Source organism: Pseudomonas sp. B21-035 (genome assembly GCF_024748945.1).
Taxonomy (GTDB): Bacteria; Pseudomonadota; Gammaproteobacteria; order Pseudomonadales; family Pseudomonadaceae; genus Aquipseudomonas.
The window spans coordinates 4470694-4491039 of the sequence record NZ_CP087179.1; the positions used below are offsets into that span (position 1 = coordinate 4470694).

The following is a 20346-nucleotide window of genomic DNA, read 5'->3' on the forward strand; positions in this document are numbered from 1 at the left end:
TCCAGCGAATCGGGTATGTGATGTTTGTGAGTTACAAATCTTCGGCTGTGCAGTCTTCACAACACCGCAATCTGGCTTTCGCTCAAATTGCTTGGGTGTTATATGGTCAAGCCTCACGGGCAATTAGTATTGGTTAGCTCAACGCCTCACAGCGCTTACACACCCAACCTATCAACGTCGTAGTCTTCGACGGCCCTTCAGGGAGCTCAAGGCTCCAGTGAGATCTCATCTTGAGGCAAGTTTCCCGCTTAGATGCTTTCAGCGGTTATCTCTTCCGAACATAGCTACCCGGCAATGCCACTGGCGTGACAACCGGAACACCAGAGGTTCGTCCACTCCGGTCCTCTCGTACTAGGAGCAGCCCCTCTCAAATCTCAAACGTCCACGGCAGATAGGGACCGAACTGTCTCACGACGTTCTAAACCCAGCTCGCGTACCACTTTAAATGGCGAACAGCCATACCCTTGGGACCGGCTTCAGCCCCAGGATGTGATGAGCCGACATCGAGGTGCCAAACACCGCCGTCGATATGAACTCTTGGGCGGTATCAGCCTGTTATCCCCGGAGTACCTTTTATCCGTTGAGCGATGGCCCTTCCATACAGAACCACCGGATCACTAAGACCTACTTTCGTACCTGCTCGACGTGTCTGTCTCGCAGTCAAGCGCGCTTTTGCCTTTATACTCTACGACCGATTTCCGACCGGTCTGAGCGCACCTTCGTACTCCTCCGTTACTCTTTAGGAGGAGACCGCCCCAGTCAAACTACCCACCATACACTGTCCTCGATCCGGATAACGGACCTGAGTTAGAACCTCAAAGTTGCCAGGGTGGTATTTCAAGGATGGCTCCACGCGAACTGGCGTCCACGCTTCAAAGCCTCCCACCTATCCTACACAAGCAAATTCAAAGTCCAGTGCAAAGCTATAGTAAAGGTTCACGGGGTCTTTCCGTCTAGCCGCGGATACACTGCATCTTCACAGCGATTTCAATTTCACTGAGTCTCGGGTGGAGACAGCGCCGCCATCGTTACGCCATTCGTGCAGGTCGGAACTTACCCGACAAGGAATTTCGCTACCTTAGGACCGTTATAGTTACGGCCGCCGTTTACCGGGGCTTCGATCAAGAGCTTCGCGTTAGCTAACCCCATCAATTAACCTTCCGGCACCGGGCAGGCGTCACACCCTATACGTCCACTTTCGTGTTTGCAGAGTGCTGTGTTTTTAATAAACAGTCGCAGCGGCCTGGTATCTTCGACCGGCATGGGCTTACGGAGCAAGTCCTTCACCCTCACCGGCGCACCTTCTCCCGAAGTTACGGTGCCATTTTGCCTAGTTCCTTCACCCGAGTTCTCTCAAGCGCCTTGGTATTCTCTACCCAACCACCTGTGTCGGTTTGGGGTACGGTTCCTGGTTATCTGAAGCTTAGAAGCTTTTCTTGGAAGCATGGCATCAACCACTTCGTCGCCTAATGGCAACTCGTCATCAGCTCTCGGCCTTAAGATCCCGGATTTACCTAAGATCTCAGCCTACCACCTTAAACTTGGACAACCAACGCCAAGCTGGCCTAGCCTTCTCCGTCCCTCCATCGCAATAACCAGAAGTACAGGAATATTAACCTGTTTTCCATCGACTACGCTTTTCAGCCTCGCCTTAGGGACCGACTAACCCTGCGTCGATTAACGTTGCGCAGGAAACCTTGGTCTTTCGGCGTGGGAGTTTTTCACTCCCATTGTCGTTACTCATGTCAGCATTCGCACTTCTGATACCTCCAGCAAGCTTCTCAACTCACCTTCACAGGCTTACAGAACGCTCCTCTACCGCATCACCTAAGTGATACCCGTAGCTTCGGTGTATGGTTTGAGCCCCGTTACATCTTCCGCGCAGGCCGACTCGACTAGTGAGCTATTACGCTTTCTTTAAAGGGTGGCTGCTTCTAAGCCAACCTCCTAGCTGTCTAAGCCTTCCCACATCGTTTCCCACTTAACCATAACTTTGGGACCTTAGCTGACGGTCTGGGTTGTTTCCCTTTTCACGACGGACGTTAGCACCCGCCGTGTGTCTCCCATGCTCGGCACTTGTAGGTATTCGGAGTTTGCATCGGTTTGGTAAGTCGGGATGACCCCCTAGCCGAAACAGTGCTCTACCCCCTACAGTGATACATGAGGCGCTACCTAAATAGCTTTCGAGGAGAACCAGCTATCTCCGAGCTTGATTAGCCTTTCACTCCGATCCACAGGTCATCCGCTAACTTTTCAACGGTAGTCGGTTCGGTCCTCCAGTCAGTGTTACCTAACCTTCAACCTGCCCATGGATAGATCGCCCGGTTTCGGGTCTATACCCAGCGACTAAACGCCCTATTAAGACTCGCTTTCGCTACGCCTCCCCTATTCGGTTAAGCTCGCCACTGAATATAAGTCGCTGACCCATTATACAAAAGGTACGCAGTCACCTAACAAGTAGGCTCCCACTGCTTGTACGCATACGGTTTCAGGATCTATTTCACTCCCCTCTCCGGGGTTCTTTTCGCCTTTCCCTCACGGTACTGGTTCACTATCGGTCAGTCAGTAGTATTTAGCCTTGGAGGATGGTCCCCCCATATTCAGACAAAGTTTCTCGTGCTCCGTCCTACTCGATTTCATGACTAAGAGATTTTCGCGTACAGGGCTATCACCCACTATGGCCGCACTTTCCAGAGCGTTCCGCTAATCTCAAAGCCACTTAAGGGCTAGTCCCCGTTCGCTCGCCACTACTAAGGGAATCTCGGTTGATTTCTTTTCCTCAGGGTACTTAGATGTTTCAGTTCCCCTGGTTCGCCTCTTGCACCTATGTATTCAGTACAAGATACTCAGCTTATGCTGAGTGGGTTCCCCCATTCAGAGATCTCCGGATCAAAGTCTGTTTGCCGACTCCCCGAAGCTTATCGCAGGCTACCACGTCTTTCATCGCCTCTGACTGCCAAGGCATCCACCGTATGCGCTTCTTCACTTGACCATATAACCCCAAGCAATCTGGTTATACTGTGAAGACAACATTCGCCGAAAACTTGTAATTACTCACAAATTTTACCTTAGCCTGAACACACACCAGTGAAAGTGCTGTCCAGTCTATCTTTCTATCACATACCCAAATTTTTAAAGAACGATTCTGAAAAAGTTCAGAAATCAATATTCGATACGAATATTCATTTCTAAGCTTTGACGTAAGGTGGTGGAGCCAAGCGGGATCGAACCGCTGACCTCCTGCGTGCAAGGCAGGCGCTCTCCCAGCTGAGCTATGGCCCCGTATTGCTACAGGCTGCACCACATGTAATTGGTGGGTCTGGGCAGATTCGAACTGCCGACCTCACCCTTATCAGGGGTGCGCTCTAACCAACTGAGCTACAGACCCAATCGTCTTCTTCAATGAATCAAGCAATTCGTGTGGGAGCTCATAAGACAGCTGATGTCTGTCGATTAAGGAGGTGATCCAGCCGCAGGTTCCCCTACGGCTACCTTGTTACGACTTCACCCCAGTCATGAATCACACCGTGGTAACCGTCCTCCCGAAGGTTAGACTAGCTACTTCTGGTGCAACCCACTCCCATGGTGTGACGGGCGGTGTGTACAAGGCCCGGGAACGTATTCACCGCGACATTCTGATTCGCGATTACTAGCGATTCCGACTTCACGCAGTCGAGTTGCAGACTGCGATCCGGACTACGATCGGTTTTGTGAGATTAGCTCCACCTCGCGGCTTGGCAACCCTCTGTACCGACCATTGTAGCACGTGTGTAGCCCAGGCCGTAAGGGCCATGATGACTTGACGTCATCCCCACCTTCCTCCGGTTTGTCACCGGCAGTCTCCTTAGAGTGCCCACCATAACGTGCTGGTAACTAAGGACAAGGGTTGCGCTCGTTACGGGACTTAACCCAACATCTCACGACACGAGCTGACGACAGCCATGCAGCACCTGTGTCAGAGTTCCCGAAGGCACCAATCCATCTCTGGAAAGTTCTCTGCATGTCAAGGCCTGGTAAGGTTCTTCGCGTTGCTTCGAATTAAACCACATGCTCCACCGCTTGTGCGGGCCCCCGTCAATTCATTTGAGTTTTAACCTTGCGGCCGTACTCCCCAGGCGGTCAACTTAATGCGTTAGCTGCGCCACTAAAATCTCAAGGATTCCAACGGCTAGTTGACATCGTTTACGGCGTGGACTACCAGGGTATCTAATCCTGTTTGCTCCCCACGCTTTCGCACCTCAGTGTCAGTATGAGCCCAGGTGGTCGCCTTCGCCACTGGTGTTCCTTCCTATATCTACGCATTTCACCGCTACACAGGAAATTCCACCACCCTCTGCCCTACTCTAGCTTGCCAGTTTTGGATGCAGTTCCCAGGTTGAGCCCGGGGATTTCACATCCAACTTAACAAACCACCTACGCGCGCTTTACGCCCAGTAATTCCGATTAACGCTTGCACCCTCTGTATTACCGCGGCTGCTGGCACAGAGTTAGCCGGTGCTTATTCTGTCGGTAACGTCAAAATACTCACGTATTAGGTAAGTACCCTTCCTCCCAACTTAAAGTGCTTTACAATCCGAAGACCTTCTTCACACACGCGGCATGGCTGGATCAGGCTTTCGCCCATTGTCCAATATTCCCCACTGCTGCCTCCCGTAGGAGTCTGGACCGTGTCTCAGTTCCAGTGTGACTGATCATCCTCTCAGACCAGTTACGGATCGTCGCCTTGGTGAGCCATTACCTCACCAACTAGCTAATCCGACCTAGGCTCATCTGATAGCGCAAGGCCCGAAGGTCCCCTGCTTTCTCCCGTAGGACGTATGCGGTATTAGCGTTCCTTTCGAAACGTTGCCCCCCACTACCAGGCAGATTCCTAGGTATTACTCACCCGTCCGCCGCTGAATCGAAGAGCAAGCTCTTCTCATCCGCTCGACTTGCATGTGTTAGGCCTGCCGCCAGCGTTCAATCTGAGCCATGATCAAACTCTTCAGTTCAATACTGCTTGGGTTTTGAGAAAACCCTAAACTTGGCTCAGCAATCTCAAATGACTTACTTTCAAATCTTTCGATTTTCGTGTAGCCACTTGTGATGCTGATAATCTTTTTGACTATCAGTCTGAGCTCACAAGCACCCACACGAATTGCTTGATTCAGTTGTTAAAGAGCGGTTGGTTAAGAGCTTTTTCGTCTCAACCGAGGCGCGCATTCTACGCTTTCCTCAGAGCCTGTCAAGCGTTTATTTTGAAGTTTTTCGTTTCGCTTCAAACACTTGACTCGCTGCGATCTCTCGTAGCGGGAGGCGAATTCTACAGCGTTTCAAACCGCTGTCAACTGCCTTTTTCACCGCTGCCAATCTTTCGATCGAAGCACCTCCGGATGACCCTGGAACCGCTAACTCTTTGAAACTCAAGGAGTTTTCAGTTCCGACTGCGCCGGAAGTGGGGCGAATTATAGACACATCCGCGGGGGCGTCAAGGACTTATTTCAACTTTGTTTCAGCGGGGGCGTTTTGGCTATAAGCCACAAGCTTCAAGCTGCAAGTAAAAGCGGCAGCACCGCGCTCAACTTGAAGCTTGAAGCTTGCAGCTACCATCCTTTAAAGCAACTATTCAAAGCCGCGTTGATCTGTAGATAAGGCACCCTACAAGATGAGCCACCGCCATGAGTGAAGCGCAAAGCGGCAAGACCCCGGGCCTGTCTGCAGACGAAGAGCAGGAAGTCAGCCACAACCAGCCGCCCCGCGCGGCGGTGCTACACGAGATCATTCGTTATCAGGGTGATCAGGAACTGGAGCGCACCATTGCCGCACTGTTTTGGTCGGCGCTGGCTGCCGGCCTGACCATGGGCCTGTCGCTGATGGCCATGGGGCTGTTCTATTCGCGCCTGCCGCAAGGCGACAGCAGCCAAGTGATTGCCAGCCTCGGCTACTCGGCCGGGTTTCTCGCGGTGATCCTCGCCCGCCAGCAACTGTTTACCGAAAACACCCTGACGGCGGTGTTGCCGGTAATGACCGAACCGACCGTGCGCAACTTCGGCCGCTTGCTGCGTTTATGGTCGGTGGTGCTGGTCGGTAACCTGGCCGGCACCATCCTGGTGTCTTACGTGATGCTCAACCTGCCGATCTTCGACAGCAAGACCGACGTCGCCTTTCTCGACGTTGGCCGCAAGGTGATGGAGAACGACCTGAACCAGATGTTCGCCAAGGGCATCATCTCGGGCTGGATGATCGCCACCATGGTGTGGATGATCCCGTCGATGGAGACTGCCAAGGTATGGATCATCCTGATGATCACCTACCTGATGGCCCTGGGTGATTTCACCCATATTGTTGTAGGCTCGGTGGAAGTTTCCTACCTGGTCTGGGCCGGAGAGGTAAGCTGGGCGGCCTTCTGGCTGGACTTCGCAGCACCGACGCTGATCGGCAACATCATAGGCGGCAGCTTTATATTCGCCCTGATCAGCCACGCCCAAGTGCGCAGCGATAGCGGCAAGCCACCCTCCGCCCTGCCCCGCCGTGAGCCGCACAAACAACCGTCGGCAGACAAGGAGCCCTAGGGCTCGCGCGCCGCCAGCGCCCGCTCACCGCCCTTGCGTAATTCCCGTTGTGGCTTGGGCTGCCACCAGGCCGGCCCGCTGTGTGGCTGCTCGATACTGACCCGCTCGCCGATCTGCGGCGTGCTCAAAGGTACCTGCGCCGCGTTGGCCAGGGCCAGGATACGGTCGAAGGGTTCATGCCAGCTGTGGGTGGAGAGGTCGAAGGTGCTGTTATGAATCGGCAACAGCCAGCGCCCGCGCAGGTCGAGGTGCGCCTGCAGGCTTTGCTCGGGCTGCATGTGTACATCAGGCCAATTGACGTTGTAGGCGCCGGTTTCGATCAGGGTCAGGTCGAAGGGACCGTACTGCCTGCCGATTTCCTTGAAGCCGGCGAAATAGCCGGTATCGCCACTGAAGAACACTTTCAGCTGGTCATCGATCATCACCCAGGAGGCCCACAGGGTGCTGTTGCTGTCGAACAGGCCGCGGCCAGAAAAATGCTGCGCCGGGGTGGCGACAAATCGCACACCTTCGACGCTGGTTTCCTGCCACCAATCCAGCTGCCTGACCTTGGCCGCCGGTACGCCCCAGCCGATCAGAATATCGCCCACCCCCAAAGGCGCAATAAAGTGCTCGGCGCTAACGGCCAGTTGGCGTATGGCCTGCTCGTCGAGGTGGTCAAAGTGGTCATGGGAGAGGATCACCGCGGTCAACGGCGGCAACTCCTCGAGTTTCAGCGGTGGCGGGTGAAAGCGCAGGGGCCCGGCCCATTGCACCGGCGAGGCGCGCTCGGCGAACACCGGGTCGGTAATGAAGAAGCGCTCGCGCAGTTTCAGCAATACCGTGGAATGCCCCAGGCGCCAGACGCTGTGGTCCGGGGCCTCGAGCAACTGCTGGCGGCTCAGTGGCTGCACGGCGATGCTGACACTGGGGCGGGTATCGGCGGGCTTTTTCAGGAACAGGTACTTGAGGCCGATACGCAGTTTTTTCATCACCCCGTCCTGGGGCAACTGCGCCTGGTTGCGATAACGCCCATCCTGGCGTTGCGCCGGTTCACCGGCCTGGGGAGTCAGCGGGGCCATGAGCAGAAACACTCCAAGGATGAAGGTAAGTTTCATGGTACCCCACAGTGATTGCATCAACCGTGAAATGGCTTGTAAGGCCATTTTTCAACAGCCTGCGATTGTTCAACAATATTGACAGCATTTATGCGATAAACGGCGCCCCGGAACAGACCAGCATCCATGATGGAAAAGAAAAACGGCAAGGGACTTTCATTTGTACAGCGGATCTACCTGCCGCGCATCATCGGCCTGGGGATCGGCATGCTCAGCGTTATGGCCGGGATTTCCAGCCTGCCGGTGCCCGCCTGGGTATGGGGCCTGCTGCTGTTCAACGGCCTGGTGTGGCCGCACCTGGCTTATCAGATTGCCTTGCGCGCCAAGGTTCCGTATCACGCCGAGTACCGCAACCTGCAACTGGACTCGCTGATGGGCGGGTTCTGGACCGCCACCCTGCAGTTCAATCCCCTGCCCAGCGTGACCATCCTGGCGATGATGGCCATGAACAACTTCGCTGCCGGTGGCCAGCGCCTGTTCATCAAGGGCCTGCTGATCCAGGGCCTGGGCATGCTGGTGTCGATGGCCCTGTTCGGCCCCGGGCTGCAATTGCATGCCAGCACCCTGCAGGTCTATGCCTGCCTGCCGATGCTGACCCTGTATCCCATGGCCGTTGGCTGGGTCTGCTACCGCCTGGCGATGAAGCTGTCTGAGCACAAGCGCCGGCTAAGCGCCCTGAGCCGTACCGACAGCCTCACCGGCCTGCTCAATCACGGCTCGTGGAAGGACCTGCTGCAGCTCAAGTTCCAGATCTGCCAGCAGCAAGGCCGCGAGGCGGTGATCGCGATCATCGATATTGACCATTTCAAGGCCATCAACGACACCTACGGCCATGTGGTCGGCGATTGCGTCCTGCACCAGTTGAGCAACGAGCTCAAACGCACCCTGCGCGAAGATGACCTGGCCGGACGCTACGGCGGTGACGAGTTCTGCGTGATTCTGCCGGATACCCGCATGGAACACGCCAGTCAGGCCATGGAACGCCTGCGCGAGCGGGTTGGCAGCTACCGCAACCCGCAACTGCCGGAGCTGCGCATCAGCCTCAGTATCGGCCTGGCCAGTTGCAGCGCGGCCCTGCCCGACCCTGAAGCCTGGCTCAACGAGGCCGACAAAGCCCTGTACTGCGCGAAGAAAGCCGGGCGTAACCAGGTCAATTTCGCCCATTCGGACCTCAGCGCGCTGAAGCTGGCCTATCCTGACTGAACGTTCGTCCTTGCGGTACGGCCGCAGGGATGCTGCTTCATTAAGGAACAGCTCGCGTATGGACAGGATTGCCGATGTTCCGCCAGCCAGCCAGCGCCCCAGCCTGCAGACGCGCAAGCTTATTGCCGCGATTGCCGCGTTGTTCGCCCTGGCCTGCCTGATCGCCCTGGGGGCATTGTTCAACATCGCCACCACGCTCAATGCCAACGAGCGGGAAAAAAGCAGTTTCTACGCCCATAAAGCCCTGGACCAGCGCCTGGAGTCGTCGCGCCAGTTTCTCTCCAGCTATGCGGTATGGAACGCCGCTTACGAGCACCTCAATGCCAGCCCCGACCTGCATTGGGCCTATGACGAGAAGAACGTCGGCGATTCGCTGTACACCGCCAGCGGCTACGAAGGGGTGTTCGTCGTCGATGACCAAACCACCAAATACGCCCTGTTCAAAGGCCAGTTGATCAAGGCGCCAGCGAGCACCTATATAGAGAACCCGTTGGGCCCGATTATCGCCAAGGCGCGCAAAGTTGCAGCCGAGCGCCAGCAGATCACCGAGCATGTGTTGTTCAACGGCTGGCCCGCCGTGCTGGTTGCCGCCGCCATTCGCCCGGACGACGAGGTGCTGAGCATCGACCCGCAAACCACCTCGGTCATGCTCTTCGTCGATCAGCTGACCCCGGAAAAACTCACCCGCCTGGGCACCGGTGTCGGCCTTGCCGGCATGCACATCGAAAAAGCCGACGCGCCGCTGGCGGACCAGCCCAGCCTGATGCTCGGCGACACCGGCTACCGGCTCGACTGGATCACCCCGCGCCCTGGCGACCAACTGCTCTGGGCCGTGTTGCCGCCGCTGCTTGGCGCCATGCTGGTGCTGGGCCTGCTGATGGTGTACTTCTTCCGCTATGCCCTGCGCACTTCACGGCAAATCGATGCCAACCTGCGCCGCCTGCAAGCCAGCAACCTGGCGTTGGAAGCCAGCGAGCAACGCTTTCGCGCCGTGGCCGAGGCGGCCTCGGACTGGATCTGGGAAACCGACCGCCATCACCGCCTCAGCTACCTGTCCCAGCGCTTCGTCGCCGTGACCGGTTTTCAGAGTGAAGACTGGCTGGGCCAGCCGCTCAATCAATTGCTCAGTTGCGAGACCACGCCGCTGATCCAGTGGCTCGACAACCAGGCCGATTCCGACTCGCAGCAGGTCGCCAACCTGCGCTGCGCCTACCGCGACCATACCGGCCAGGTGCGCTTCTGCCGGGTCTCGGCGCGCTCGATCGTGTTCGATGGCAAGCTGGTCGGCTATCGCGGCACCGCCAGCGACATTACCGATGAGGTGGCGGCCCATGCGCGCATCCAGCACCTGTCGATGCACGACGCGCTGACGGGCCTGGCCAACCGCAACAAGCTCTCACGCTTTCTTGATCAGGCATTGCTCAAGGGCCAGGACGCCACTCCATTGACCTTGCTGTTGCTTGACCTGGACAGCTTCAAGCCGATCAACGATTCCCTCGGCCACGCTGCCGGCGACGCCGTGTTGCTTGAGGTAGCCGCGCGCCTGCGCGAATCGACCCGTGACGGCGACCTGGTGGCGCGGCTGGGTGGCGACGAGTTCGTGCTGGTGATGAACGGCATGGACAGCCGCAACGAAATCGACCGCTTTTGCGCGCGCTTGATCGACAGCCTGCACCAGCCGATCTACTTCGAAGAACAGGCCCTGCACATCGGCGCCAGCCTCGGTGTGGCGCAAACGCGCCTGCAGGGCTTCGATGCCGGCGAGCTGATCCGCTGCGCCGACATCGCCCTGTACCAGGCCAAGGCCGAGGGCAAGAACACCTGGCGTTACTTCTCGCCAGAGATGAACGAGCAGATCCAGTACCGCCGTCAATTGGAAAACGACTTGCGCAAGGCGCTGAAAAACAACGAGTTCATCCTTCACTACCAGCCCCGCTACCGCCTCGAGACCCTCGAGATCGTCTCGGTCGAGGCCTTGGTGCGCTGGCAGCATCCAGTCGAGGGTCTATTAGGCCCGGACACCTTCATCCCCTTGGCCGAGCAGACCGACCTGATCGTGCCTCTGGGCCGCTGGGTGCTACGCGAAGCCTGTGAAACCGCGCGCAACTGGCCGGCCGGCCTGCTGGTTTCGGTCAACCTTTCGCCTGCGCAGTTCTCGCGCAGCGACGTGGTCAGGGATGTTCACCAGATTCTGGTCGAGACCGGCTTCCCAGCCCAGCGCCTGGAACTGGAGATCACCGAGAACGTGATGCTCAACGATATCGAAGGTGCGCTGGGCACCATGAACGCGCTCAAGGAACTGGGCGTGCGCCTGAACATGGATGACTTCGGCACCGGTTACTCGTCGCTGGGCTACCTGCGTACCTACCCGTTCGACAGCATCAAGATCGACAAGCGCTTCATCGCCGGGCTCAGCAGCGATGGCAACGACCGCGCCGTGGTGCAGGCGATCATCAACCTGGGCAAGGCCATGGGCCTGACCGTGACCGCCGAAGGGGTGGAGACCGAGCAGCAACTCAAGGCCCTGGGCAAGGAGCAATGCCACGAGGTGCAGGGCTACTACCTGAGCAAACCGATCGACAAACTGGCTTTCGAGGCGCTGCTGCAATCTGCCGACAACAACCGCGCCAGCGTCTCCTAGGCCGCAGGTAACCCCAACCGCGCCCGCACCAGCTTGAGCAGGTTCGGCCCGACCTGGTCGAAGCCCTTGTTCTGCGCAACGATCTGTACCCCCTCAAGCAGCAGCGTCAGTTCGAACGCTGCCTGCTGCGGTTCTACCATCCCTGCCTCTTTGCACAAGCGCACCAGGCGCGCCGCCTGACGACGCTTGTGCGCCTCGATCAACTCGCGTGCCGGGCTGTCACACACCGGCAACTCCGCCAGGGTGTTGGTATAGGCGCAGCCACGGTGCGAAGACAGTAGCGGTTCCTGGACCAGGAATTCGGCAAATCCGAGGATCTGTCGCGTCGGCTGGCCGTTGAACTGTTCGGCCAGGCGCGCCCATAGTTCATCGTATTCGGCCATCAACAGACGCAACCACTCCACTACCAGCACGTCCTTGGATTCGAAATGCCGGTACACGGTCATCTTGGTGGTTTCTGCCTTGGCAGCAATGGCATCGACGGTGACACGGCTGATGCCCTCGTTGAAAAACAGCTCGTGGGCGGCATCCAGGACCCGCTCGCGCGGGGGCAAGCGGGCGATTCGTTGCGAACGCATGGGCAGACTCCGGTTGACGACGATACTAATCAGTATCATTCTATACTCTTGAGTATCGCTCGATACCCATCGGTATTTTATCGTCAATTGCCCCGGGAGTGCGCAATGAAGGTGAGTGAATATGTGCAATTCGATGCCATTGGCCTGGCCGAGCTGATTGCTCGAAGGCAAGTCAGTGCCGTTGAAGTGCAGGCGGCGGCGCAACAGGCCATCGCCAACGTCGAACCCGGCTCAATGCGCTGGCTGAACATTGGCAGGACGAACCTCTGCCAAGCGCTGCTGAAGGTCCGTTGTATGGCGTGCCGTTTCTGATCAAGGACCTGGCGATCAGCATGCAGGGCCGTGCTCATGAGTTCGGCAGCCGCCTGGCCCAGGGCACCGGCAGCAGTGCCGACTCGTTCCTGATGCAGCGGTTTCGCCGCGCAGGATTGCTCACCCTGGGGCGCACTACCGTCCCGGAACTGGCGATCAGCACCACCACCGAATCGCGCCTGTGCGGCCCGACCCGCAACCCCTGGGACCTGAACCACAGCGCCGGTGGCTCCAGCGGCGGTTCGGCAGCAGCGGTAGCCAGCGCCATGGTGCCGGTGGCCCATGCCACCGATGGCGGCGGTTCGATCCGGGTGCCGGCTGCAGCCTGCGGCTTGTTTGGCTTGAAGCCCAGCCGCGGGTTGATTTCCATGGGGCCGTTCCTGGACGAGGCCTGGAACGGCCTGGCGGTACAGGGGGTGCTCAGCCGTTCGGTGCGTGACAGCGCCCTGCTGCTCGATTGCATGGCCGGGGCAGAACCCGGTGACCCGTTCCAGGTGGCGCCAGCACAGGGCAGTTACCTGAGTGCGCTCAAGCAAGCGCCTGGGCCGTTGAAAATTGCCGTGCAGTTGCATCCGCTCAATGGCCAGCGCAGCGATCCGCTGATGCTCGAGGCGCTACAGGGCCTGGTCCGCACCCTTGAAGGTCTTGGCCACCGGTGCGAGCAGGTAGACCTGGACATCGGCCTGTCGTGGGATGCTTTTGTCGAGATGAACGCGCGCTTCTGGGCCAGCAATACCGCAGCCTGGCTCGACGCATTGAGTGCCCAGACGGGTCGCCCGCTCGATGCTGACTGGCTGGAACCGGCAACCTTGGCGCTTCACCGTTACGGCCAGGCGCTGCCGGCTACCGACCTGCTGGCGGCGATGGACCAGCGCAATCAGGTCAGCCGGCAACTGGGCGGGTTCTTCAAGCGCTTTGACCTGTTGCTGAGCCCGACCCTGAGTCAGTTGCCGCCGGTGATCGGCGCCTACAACGCCGGCCAGGAACAGCTCGACGGGTTGGGCTGGATGCACCGGGTGTTCAACCACTCGCCTTTCACCGCCCTGGCCAACATCGGCGGTACGCCGTCGATGTCGCTGCCGCTGTATCAGGATCCGGCCAGCGGCTTGCCGGTGGGTATGCAGTTTACCGCCGGGGCTGCGGGGGAGCGCCTGCTGCTGAGCCTGGCCGGGCAACTGGAGCAGGCGTTGCCCTGGCGCGGGCGCACCCCGCCGGTCTGGGCGGCGCATAGTTGAAAAGCACCGCCGGCAACGCCGGCGATGTGGCCGCTCAGGCCCGCAGCCGTCGCTGCGCGGCGATCTCCGGCAAATCCTTGCGGCGCAGGTAAACCCGCAGCGGCTCGGTCACATTCAACCGTTCATCGACGTTCTGCGCCAGAAGAATCTCGATCAAGGCTCGGCTCAAGGTCATGACCTCGGCCTCGGCGGCCTGCCAGACGAATTCGTTGCTCGGGGTGATGCTATCGTCAGCCACGTCCATGCCGAACGAGTCTTCGCTGAAACGCACGATGTGCTTGCCAAGCTTGCGATGAAAGCCGACAAAGCCCTTGAGCTGGTCAGCAGCGGCGCAGATATCCTGGGATGTGATGTGCATGTCAAACCTCACTTGAAAAAGGGGATTGGCACGCTGGGCGATAGGGGTTGCGCTCTGGCGGGCAACTCGGGGATCAAGGTTAATGGAAATTCATCGCATTCGGTAAAGGATTTTTTTACCCAAGCGGCAGTTGCTCGCTAGACTTATCTTTCTCAACGCCTTCCAGTAGTCAGCGAACGTGGATGATTCATGAGCACCGCCGTCACTTCCGATATCGCCACGATCAGCCGAATCAACGCAGTACCGGCCATCCTGCAGGTGATCTGCGAGACCACCGGCTTGCGTTTCGCCGCCGTCGCCCGGGTCACCGACAGCAGCTGGACGGCCTGCGCGGTGCTCGACTCGCTGGGCTTTGGCCTGGAGGTCGGCGGCGAACTCGACCTGATCACCACCCTGTGTCACGAGATCCGCGCCAGCCACCAGACCATCGTGATCGACAAGGCCAGCGAAGACGAGCTGTACTGCAACCACCACACCCCGCGTATCTACAAGTTCGAAAGCTATATTTCGGTGCCGGTGTTTCGCACCGACGGCAGCTTCTTCGGCACCATCTGCGCCCTCGACCCATTGCCGGCCAATCTCAAGGGCAGCGCCATCCAGCCGATGATGGAGTCCTTCGCCCGCCTGCTGTCGATCCAGATCGAAAGCGAAGAGAACGCCCAGCAAACCGAACAGGCCCTGGAAGAAGAACGCGCCATCGCCGACTTGCGTGAACAGTTCATCGCCGTGCTCGGCCACGACCTGCGCAATCCGCTGTTCGCCATCACCGCCGGTGCCGAACTGCTCAGCCAGCGCCTGCAGGACGAAAAAAGCCGCGCCATCGCCCAGCACATCCTGACCTGTGGCCGGCGCGCCAACCAGCTGGTCCGCGATGTCCTGGATTTTGCCCGTGGCCGCCTGGGCAACGGCATCATGATCAACGTCCAACCCTGCCCGGATCTGGCCGACGCCCTCAGCCACGTGGCTTCGGAGCTGCAACGGGTGCATCCGCAGCGCTTGATTCGGCTGAACATCGGCGATCTCGGCGACATCCAATGCGACCGTGAACGGGTCACCCAACTGCTGTCCAACCTGATTGCCAACGCCCTCACCCACGGCGCCGCCGACAGCCCGGTAAATGTCATGGCCGATATCCGCGAGCGGGTGTTCGTCCTCGGTGTGCACAACCTCGGTGAACCGATTGCACCCCAGGTGATGGCGCAGTTGTTCCAGCCCTTTTCACGGCCACGCGATGATGCGCCGCAACCCGGTCTGGGCCTGGGCCTGTATATCGCCAACCAGATTGCCCTGGCCCACGGCGGGCGCATGGAGGTGGTGTCGAGCGCCGAAGCCGGTACGCTGTTTACCTTTCGCTTGCCGCTTGATCGAGTGGTGCCTGAAGCAACTGCGCCAGCCAGTCCATGAATGCCCGCACCCGTTGCGGCAGGTGCAGTTGCCCGGCGTAAAGCAATGACACCGGCATCGGCGGCGCATTGAAGGCCTGCAGCACCGGTACCAGCTCGCCGCGCTCGATGTACTCGCGCAAACCTGCGGCCGGTGCCTGAATCAGCCCCAGCCCGGCCAGGCAGGCGCTTTCGTAGGCTTCGCTGCTGTTGACGGTGATGACCCCGGGCATGGCCTGGTAACGCGTGGCGCCATCCTGTTGATATTCGAAGCCCGGGCTGCGGGCGCCCATTTGCCTCACATAGTGAATCAACTGGTGGTTGGCCAAGTCCGACAGGCGGGTGGGTGTACCAAAGCGCTGCAGGTAGGCGGGGCTCGCGCAATTGATCATGGGCAAGCTACCCAGGGGCCGGGCGACCAGGTTCAGGTCGCTCAACATGCCGATGCGCAGCACGCAGTCAAAACCCTCACGCAGCAGGTCGACCTGGCGATCAGTGCAACTGATTTCCAGGGTCAGGCCCGGGTGGCGGTCAACGAACTGCGGCAAGTTCGGCAAGATGATGCGCCGTGCCACCAAGGTCGGCAGATCGATGCGCAAGCGTCCGCTGAGGGCGGCGGCATCCGTGCGAAACAGCCCCTCCAGCTCATCCATGCGCCCCAGCAGGTCTTTGCTACGCTCGTACAGTTGCAGGCCATCCTGGGTCGCCTGCACCCGCCGCGTGGTGCGATTGAACAGGCGCGCGCCAAGCAGCGTTTCCAGGGCCTGAACCTGTTCGGAGACACTCGAGCGCGGCAACCCCAGGCTCTCGGCGGCCAAGGTAAAACTTGCCAGCTCGCTGACCCGGACAAAGGTGCGCAGCAGTTCCAGCTTGTTCATGAAGGAGCATCCAACTGTTCGGATTATCCGACCAGTATTTCCGATTTCGGTGGATTTATCAGCCCATGTGCGACCAATAAACTCCTCCCGACTTCAGCCACCGGTTCGACCACGAGGACCACACCATGACCCGCAAAATCGCATTGATCACCGGCGCCAGCCGCGGCCTGGGCAAGAACACCGCCCAGCACCTGGCTGCCCAGGGCATCGATATCATCGGCACCTACCACAGCAAGGCCGACGAAGCCCAGGCGCTGGTCAAAACCCTTGAGGCCAGCGGCGTTCGAGCGGCCATGCTGCAACTGGACGTGAGCAATAGCGCCAGCTTCGAGGCCTTTGCCCACCAGCTGAGCGCCACCCTGCAACAGGTGTTTGGCCGTCAGCAGCTGGACTTTCTGGTCAACAATGCCGGCATCGGTATCAATGCACCGTTCAGCGAAACCAGCGAAGCGCAGGTCGAGCAGCTGTTCAATATCCAGCTCAAAGGCCCGTTCTTCCTGACCCAACGCTTGCTGCCGCTGATTGCCGAGCAGGGCCGGATCGTCAATATTTCTACCGGCCTGACCCGCTTTGCCCTGCCCGGCTATGCCGCCTATGCGGCCATGAAAGGCGCCATGGAGGTGCTGACCCGCTATCAGGCCAAAGAGCTAGGGGCGCGTGGCATTCGCGTCAACATCCTCGCCCCGGGGGCGATCGAAACCGATTTCGGCGGCGGCGTGGTGCGTGACAACACCGAGGTCAATGACTTTATCGCCGGCAACACCGCCCTGGGCCGGGTCGGCCTGCCAGACGACATCGGCGCCGCAGTTGCCCTGTTGCTTGGCGATGGCGGCGGCTGGATTACCGGCCAGCGTCTGGAAGTCTCCGGCGGCATGTTTCTTTAAGCGCTCAGCGCTGCACTTGGTCCTCGCGCACCTGCACACTGGCGGTCATGCCGGCGCTGAGGTTGACCCCTTCAGGCACCTGATCAAGCTTGATCCGCACCGGAATGCGCTGGGCCAGGCGCACCCAGTTGAAGGTCGGTTCTACTTCGGCGAGCAACTGGCTGTCGGGGTTGGCGTTGCGGTCGGTGATGCCGCGGCTGATGCTCTCGACATGCCCCTGCATAGGCTCGCCAGCGCTCATCAGCCAGACCTTGACCGGGTCACCGACGCGGATGCGTGGCAGCTTGGTCTCTTCGAAGTAGGCCTGGACGTAGAAGGTCGAGTCGTCCACCAGGGCCATCACCGACTGCCCGGCATTGACGTAGTTGCCTTCGGCCAGGCGCAGGTTGGTGATATGCCCGCTGCGCGGCGCCTTGACCTGGCTGCGCGCCAGGTTGATGGCCGCGACCTTGACCTCAGCCAACGCTTCGCGCAATTCGCCACGGGCAACGGCGGCGTTGATCTGGGCATTTTCGCGCAGTTCCGCGCTGATCGCCTGAGGGCCGAGGGCGGCACGGCGCGAGGCTTCGTGTTCGCGCAGGCGCAGTTGTTGCTGGCGGGTTTCGGCCACGGCGTTGGCTTTGTCCAGGGCGGCCTCGAAGCGGTCACGGTCGATCGACATGAGCAACTCGCCGGCCTTGACCTGCTGGTTGTCACGCACCTTCAGCTCACGTACCCAGCCAGATACGTCCGGGGCAATGATCACCACGTCGGCGCGAATCTTCGCATCACGGGTCCAGGGCGTGAGCATGTAGTACTGCCAGAGCTTCCAGCCGGCAAAAATCGCCACCGCCACCAGGCACAGGGTTACTGCGATACGTACAGCAGCACGCATGGTCACACTCCTTATAACGGCCCCAGCACGTGGGCCACCAGGGTCAGAATACAAACGAACAGCGCGCAGTCGAACAACGCCTCATGCCAGACCCAGCGCCCCAACGGCGTGTAGCGCAACAACAGGCGCAACACCCCGGTCAGCAGCAAGGCCAACAACACATACAGCAGAAACGGACTGAGCAACACACCGCCCAGCGCCCATTCACGCAAGCCCATGGATTTCCTCCTGTCGACGGCACCACTTGCCCCAGCTCTTCTGCAATTGCAGCACAGCACCGATGGCCAGGCGCAGCGGGTCACTCGAAGGCACGCTCTGCAGTGCGTCGATGAACTGCTCGCTGGCCGCATCCAGGCGCTGGCCACGCCCCGGGGCCGGGCCGCTGGCCAATACTGATTCAAGTTGTTGCAGGTACTGGCGCTCGGCGGCGGCCACCGGCGCCTGGGCGACTGCCAGGCACATGCGCAGGTGCAGTAGCTCGTCGCCGATATCCAGGCCGTGCAGGCCATCGTCCCAACGCCCGCGCTCCTGTTCGGGCAAGGCGCCGTAGTGCCGGGCCAGTTGCAACAGGCGATCGGCCATGCGTCCACCAAACCAGCTGTCGGCGCCGCGCAGGTCGCGGCGGGTCAGGCGCACCAGATCGCTTTGGGTGGCAGCGCGCAGGCGCTTGCCATGCCAGGCCGGGTTGCGCAGCACCAGCAACTTGAACGCCAGCACTGCGGCGCCGACCCCCATGAGCATGGCCTGGGCGCTGTTGAAGAAGTTGGCGACATCGAAACTCATGACATTGAGCGGCGCCACCAGCACGATAAAGTGCAGGCAATAAGAAGTAGCGGTGGCGCCAATACGCGGATTGGCCATGCCCAGGGCGCCAAAGAACAGCGGCACGCCCATGGCCAGGCAGAGCATGGCAAAACCGCTGAGCTCCGGCAGGAGGATCTGCCCGACCACGAATGCCACCGGTATCGCCAACAGTATCCCGCGCAAAAAACTCATGCCGATCTGCGCGCCATTCTCGCGGCTGGCGAACAAGCTGCAGACCACGCAGGTCAGCACCAGGCCACCGGGGGCAGCCTGCCAGGCAGTGGCCAACCAGAAGCTGGCCATGGCCAGGAACGCCAGGGCGCTGCGCGAGCCGAACAGCAGCGCCAGCGATACATCGCGGTGAACCGCCAGGCTGTCGGGTACATCGACGGCCGGCTTGCCCTCCTCTACCCCACGCAGGGCTAGGGTCGCAGCCATGGCGTTGTCCAGCAGCAAGGTCAGGCGCGCCAGGCAGTAATGCTCGGCGGAGCTGATTTGCTCATCGTGGGCTGCATCCCAGACACGCTGGCGCAACAGCAACAGGCTGGCCTGGTCGGGGCTGGCCAGCAGCGCCTGAACCTCTTCCAGCCACGGCGCCAGGTGCTGCGCCTGCTGTTCATCCAGTTGCCGCCATTGCCGGCGCACCGAACGGGAAATGCGCAGCAGCACCAGCAGTTTCTGGCTCAGCCCGCGAATCGCCCGGGCGCGCTGACGGCCGAGGCTGCCTTCGAACCAGGCATGTTCACGCTGGGAATCCACCGCCACGATGCGCCCGAGAATCTCCAGCAGGCCCTTGCGCCCCTGTTCTTCACCACTCAAGGCGGCGCTGGCGGCCTGCAGCCCGCTTTGCCAGGCCTGGCGCGCCTGCCCGCTCAGCTGTTGCTCGACGCGCATCGGCCAGAGCAAGGCGCTGGTGGCCGTGGCGCAGACAATCCCCAGGCAAATTTCGGTACAGCGCGCCACCGCCTGGTCGAACACCAGCAGCGGATGGTTGATGGCCGGCAAAGCGATGATTGCCACGGTGTAACCGGCCAGCACGAACGAATAAGCCCAGGCACTGCGCAGCAAGGTCGAGCAGGCGGTGCACAGCGCCAGCCACAAGGCCAGGGCGAACAGGAACAGCCACGGGGTCTGGGCGAAGGCGCCAATGAACAGCACCGACATGACCGTGCCGACCAGGGTGCCGAGCAGGCGCGCCAGGCCCTTCTGCACCACCATCCCCGACAGCGGCTGGGCAACGATGAACGCGGTCATCAGTGCCCAGGCCGGCTGCTCAAGCCCCCAGCGCAGCGCCAGCCACAGGGCCAGGCCGCCACCGAGCAGGGTTTTGAGGGCAAATTGCACAGCGGTTTTGTTTGGCGCCAGCAGGGCCTGCAACGTGATGGGCACGGGACGCACCTTGAACGACGGTGTAGTAAAGATAGTCAGGATGAAGCGAGAAGTTCAGGACTTAATTATTAGCTAGCTAACTATTAATAGTCCAGAGGTGCTGAAAGGTTTTTTCACCAGACAAAAAAATGGGCGACCGAAGTCGCCCTAAATGCCTTGC

General features: G+C 59.8%; 14 protein-coding genes, 2 tRNA genes and 2 rRNA genes. 7 read left to right on the forward strand and 11 right to left on the reverse strand.

Features of this window, described 5'->3' with window-relative positions:
• Window positions 1-102: 102 nt before the first annotated feature.
• The 4 genes from LOY22_RS20390 to LOY22_RS20405 all read right to left on the reverse strand — a co-directional run bounded on the left by LOY22_RS20390 (window position 103) and on the right by LOY22_RS20405 (window position 4991).
• A 23S ribosomal RNA gene (locus LOY22_RS20390) occupies window positions 103-2992 on the reverse strand.
• 214 nt (window positions 2993-3206) lie between these two features.
• Window positions 3207-3282, reverse strand: a tRNA-Ala gene (locus LOY22_RS20395).
• Between the two features lie 29 nt (window positions 3283-3311).
• Window positions 3312-3388: transfer RNA gene (locus LOY22_RS20400), tRNA-Ile, on the reverse strand.
• A gap of 66 nt (window positions 3389-3454) precedes the next feature.
• A 16S ribosomal RNA gene (locus LOY22_RS20405) occupies window positions 3455-4991 on the reverse strand.
• Together the 16S and 23S rRNA genes with 2 tRNA genes alongside form the textbook arrangement of a ribosomal RNA operon.
• 666 nt (window positions 4992-5657) lie before the next feature.
• Here LOY22_RS20405 and LOY22_RS20410 point away from each other — a divergent pair.
• Window positions 5658-6551, forward strand: coding sequence for a formate/nitrite transporter family protein (locus LOY22_RS20410; RefSeq protein ID WP_213603466.1), 894 nt, complete (start codon window positions 5658-5660; stop codon window positions 6549-6551).
• On the opposite strand, the gene LOY22_RS20415 is transcribed toward LOY22_RS20410, so the two are convergent.
• Window positions 6548-7648: an MBL fold metallo-hydrolase gene (locus LOY22_RS20415; RefSeq protein WP_093380238.1), complete on the reverse strand. Its 1101-nt coding sequence runs from the start codon at window positions 7646-7648 to the stop codon at window positions 6548-6550. The genes LOY22_RS20410 and LOY22_RS20415 overlap by 4 nt on opposite strands.
• Before the next feature lie 129 nt (window positions 7649-7777).
• Here LOY22_RS20415 and LOY22_RS20420 point away from each other — a divergent pair, with 129 nt between their 5' ends.
• Window positions 7778-8851 (forward strand): diguanylate cyclase, encoded by a 1074-nt coding sequence (locus LOY22_RS20420; RefSeq protein ID WP_093380235.1) that lies wholly within the window; start codon window positions 7778-7780, stop codon window positions 8849-8851.
• A gap of 58 nt (window positions 8852-8909) precedes the next feature.
• Window positions 8910-11492, forward strand: coding sequence for an EAL domain-containing protein (locus LOY22_RS20425; RefSeq protein ID WP_258594611.1), 2583 nt, complete (start codon window positions 8910-8912; stop codon window positions 11490-11492).
• On the opposite strand, the gene LOY22_RS20430 is transcribed toward LOY22_RS20425, so the two are convergent.
• Window positions 11489-12070, reverse strand: a complete 582-nt coding sequence (locus LOY22_RS20430) for a TetR/AcrR family transcriptional regulator (RefSeq protein ID WP_093380232.1) — start codon at window positions 12068-12070, stop codon at window positions 11489-11491. The genes LOY22_RS20425 and LOY22_RS20430 overlap by 4 nt on opposite strands.
• A gap of 105 nt (window positions 12071-12175) precedes the next feature.
• On the opposite strand from LOY22_RS20430, the gene LOY22_RS26915 reads away from it, so the two are divergent.
• Window positions 12176-12382 (forward strand): hypothetical protein, encoded by a 207-nt coding sequence (locus tag LOY22_RS26915; RefSeq protein WP_309475567.1) that lies wholly within the window; start codon window positions 12176-12178, stop codon window positions 12380-12382.
• Complete coding sequence (locus LOY22_RS20435) at window positions 12370-13617, forward strand: amidase (RefSeq protein WP_309475568.1); 1248 nt, start codon at window positions 12370-12372, stop codon at window positions 13615-13617. The genes LOY22_RS26915 and LOY22_RS20435 overlap by 13 nt, the downstream gene beginning before the upstream one ends.
• A gap of 34 nt (window positions 13618-13651) precedes the next feature.
• Here the strand turns inward: LOY22_RS20435 and LOY22_RS20440 are convergent, their stop codons facing one another.
• Window positions 13652-13975, reverse strand: a complete 324-nt coding sequence (locus LOY22_RS20440) for a DUF2025 family protein (protein WP_045197857.1) — start codon at window positions 13973-13975, stop codon at window positions 13652-13654.
• Window positions 13976-14164: 189 nt separating this feature from the next.
• On the opposite strand from LOY22_RS20440, the gene LOY22_RS20445 reads away from it, so the two are divergent.
• The gene (locus LOY22_RS20445) at window positions 14165-15379 is read left to right on the forward strand and encodes an ATP-binding protein (protein ID WP_045197854.1); all 1215 of its coding nucleotides are present in this window, start codon (window positions 14165-14167) and stop codon (window positions 15377-15379) included.
• Here the strand turns inward: LOY22_RS20445 and LOY22_RS20450 are convergent.
• Window positions 15318-16235: a LysR family transcriptional regulator gene (locus tag LOY22_RS20450; RefSeq protein ID WP_258594615.1), complete on the reverse strand. Its 918-nt coding sequence runs from the start codon at window positions 16233-16235 to the stop codon at window positions 15318-15320. The two genes, LOY22_RS20445 and LOY22_RS20450, sit on opposite strands and share 62 nt — an antisense overlap.
• A gap of 125 nt (window positions 16236-16360) precedes the next feature.
• On the opposite strand from LOY22_RS20450, the gene LOY22_RS20455 reads away from it, so the two are divergent.
• Window positions 16361-17119, forward strand: coding sequence for an SDR family NAD(P)-dependent oxidoreductase (locus LOY22_RS20455; RefSeq protein ID WP_258594617.1), 759 nt, complete (start codon window positions 16361-16363; stop codon window positions 17117-17119).
• A gap of 4 nt (window positions 17120-17123) precedes the next feature.
• On the opposite strand, the gene LOY22_RS20460 is transcribed toward LOY22_RS20455, so the two are convergent.
• The 3 genes from LOY22_RS20460 to LOY22_RS20470 are packed head-to-tail and all read right to left on the reverse strand — an operon-like array spanning window position 17124 to window position 20186.
• On the reverse strand, window positions 17124-17993 hold the full coding sequence (locus LOY22_RS20460) for an HlyD family secretion protein (RefSeq protein WP_093380221.1): 870 nt from the start codon (window positions 17991-17993) through the stop codon (window positions 17124-17126).
• A gap of 11 nt (window positions 17994-18004) precedes the next feature.
• On the reverse strand, window positions 18005-18211 hold the full coding sequence (locus LOY22_RS20465) for a DUF1656 domain-containing protein (protein WP_258594619.1): 207 nt from the start codon (window positions 18209-18211) through the stop codon (window positions 18005-18007).
• Entirely contained in the window at window positions 18198-20186 is a 1989-nt protein-coding gene (locus LOY22_RS20470; RefSeq protein ID WP_093380218.1) for an FUSC family protein, read from the reverse strand. Before LOY22_RS20470 ends, LOY22_RS20465 begins: the two co-directional genes overlap by 14 nt.
• Between the last annotated feature and the right edge of the window lie 160 nt (window positions 20187-20346).

Bases quoted from the DNA above. Each gene is read 5' to 3' on its own strand.
- LOY22_RS20410 (WP_213603466.1), top strand. From the start codon at position 5,658: ATGAGTGAAGCGCAAAGCGGCAAGACCCCGGGCCTGTCTGCAGACGAA.
- LOY22_RS20415 (WP_093380238.1), bottom strand. From the start codon at position 7,648: ATGAAACTTACCTTCATCCTTGGAGTGTTTCTGCTCATGGCCCCGCTG.
- LOY22_RS20420 (WP_093380235.1), top strand. From the start codon at position 7,778: ATGGAAAAGAAAAACGGCAAGGGACTTTCATTTGTACAGCGGATCTAC.
- LOY22_RS20425 (WP_258594611.1), top strand. From the start codon at position 8,910: ATGGACAGGATTGCCGATGTTCCGCCAGCCAGCCAGCGCCCCAGCCTG.
- LOY22_RS20430 (WP_093380232.1), bottom strand. From the start codon at position 12,070: ATGCGTTCGCAACGAATCGCCCGCTTGCCCCCGCGCGAGCGGGTCCTG.
- LOY22_RS26915 (WP_309475567.1), top strand. From the start codon at position 12,176: ATGAAGGTGAGTGAATATGTGCAATTCGATGCCATTGGCCTGGCCGAG.
- LOY22_RS20440 (WP_045197857.1), bottom strand. From the start codon at position 13,975: ATGCACATCACATCCCAGGATATCTGCGCCGCTGCTGACCAGCTCAAG.
- LOY22_RS20445 (WP_045197854.1), top strand. From the start codon at position 14,165: ATGAGCACCGCCGTCACTTCCGATATCGCCACGATCAGCCGAATCAAC.
- LOY22_RS20450 (WP_258594615.1), bottom strand. From the start codon at position 16,235: ATGAACAAGCTGGAACTGCTGCGCACCTTTGTCCGGGTCAGCGAGCTG.
- LOY22_RS20455 (WP_258594617.1), top strand. From the start codon at position 16,361: ATGACCCGCAAAATCGCATTGATCACCGGCGCCAGCCGCGGCCTGGGC.
- LOY22_RS20460 (WP_093380221.1), bottom strand. From the start codon at position 17,993: ATGCGTGCTGCTGTACGTATCGCAGTAACCCTGTGCCTGGTGGCGGTG.
- LOY22_RS20465 (WP_258594619.1), bottom strand. From the start codon at position 18,211: ATGGGCTTGCGTGAATGGGCGCTGGGCGGTGTGTTGCTCAGTCCGTTT.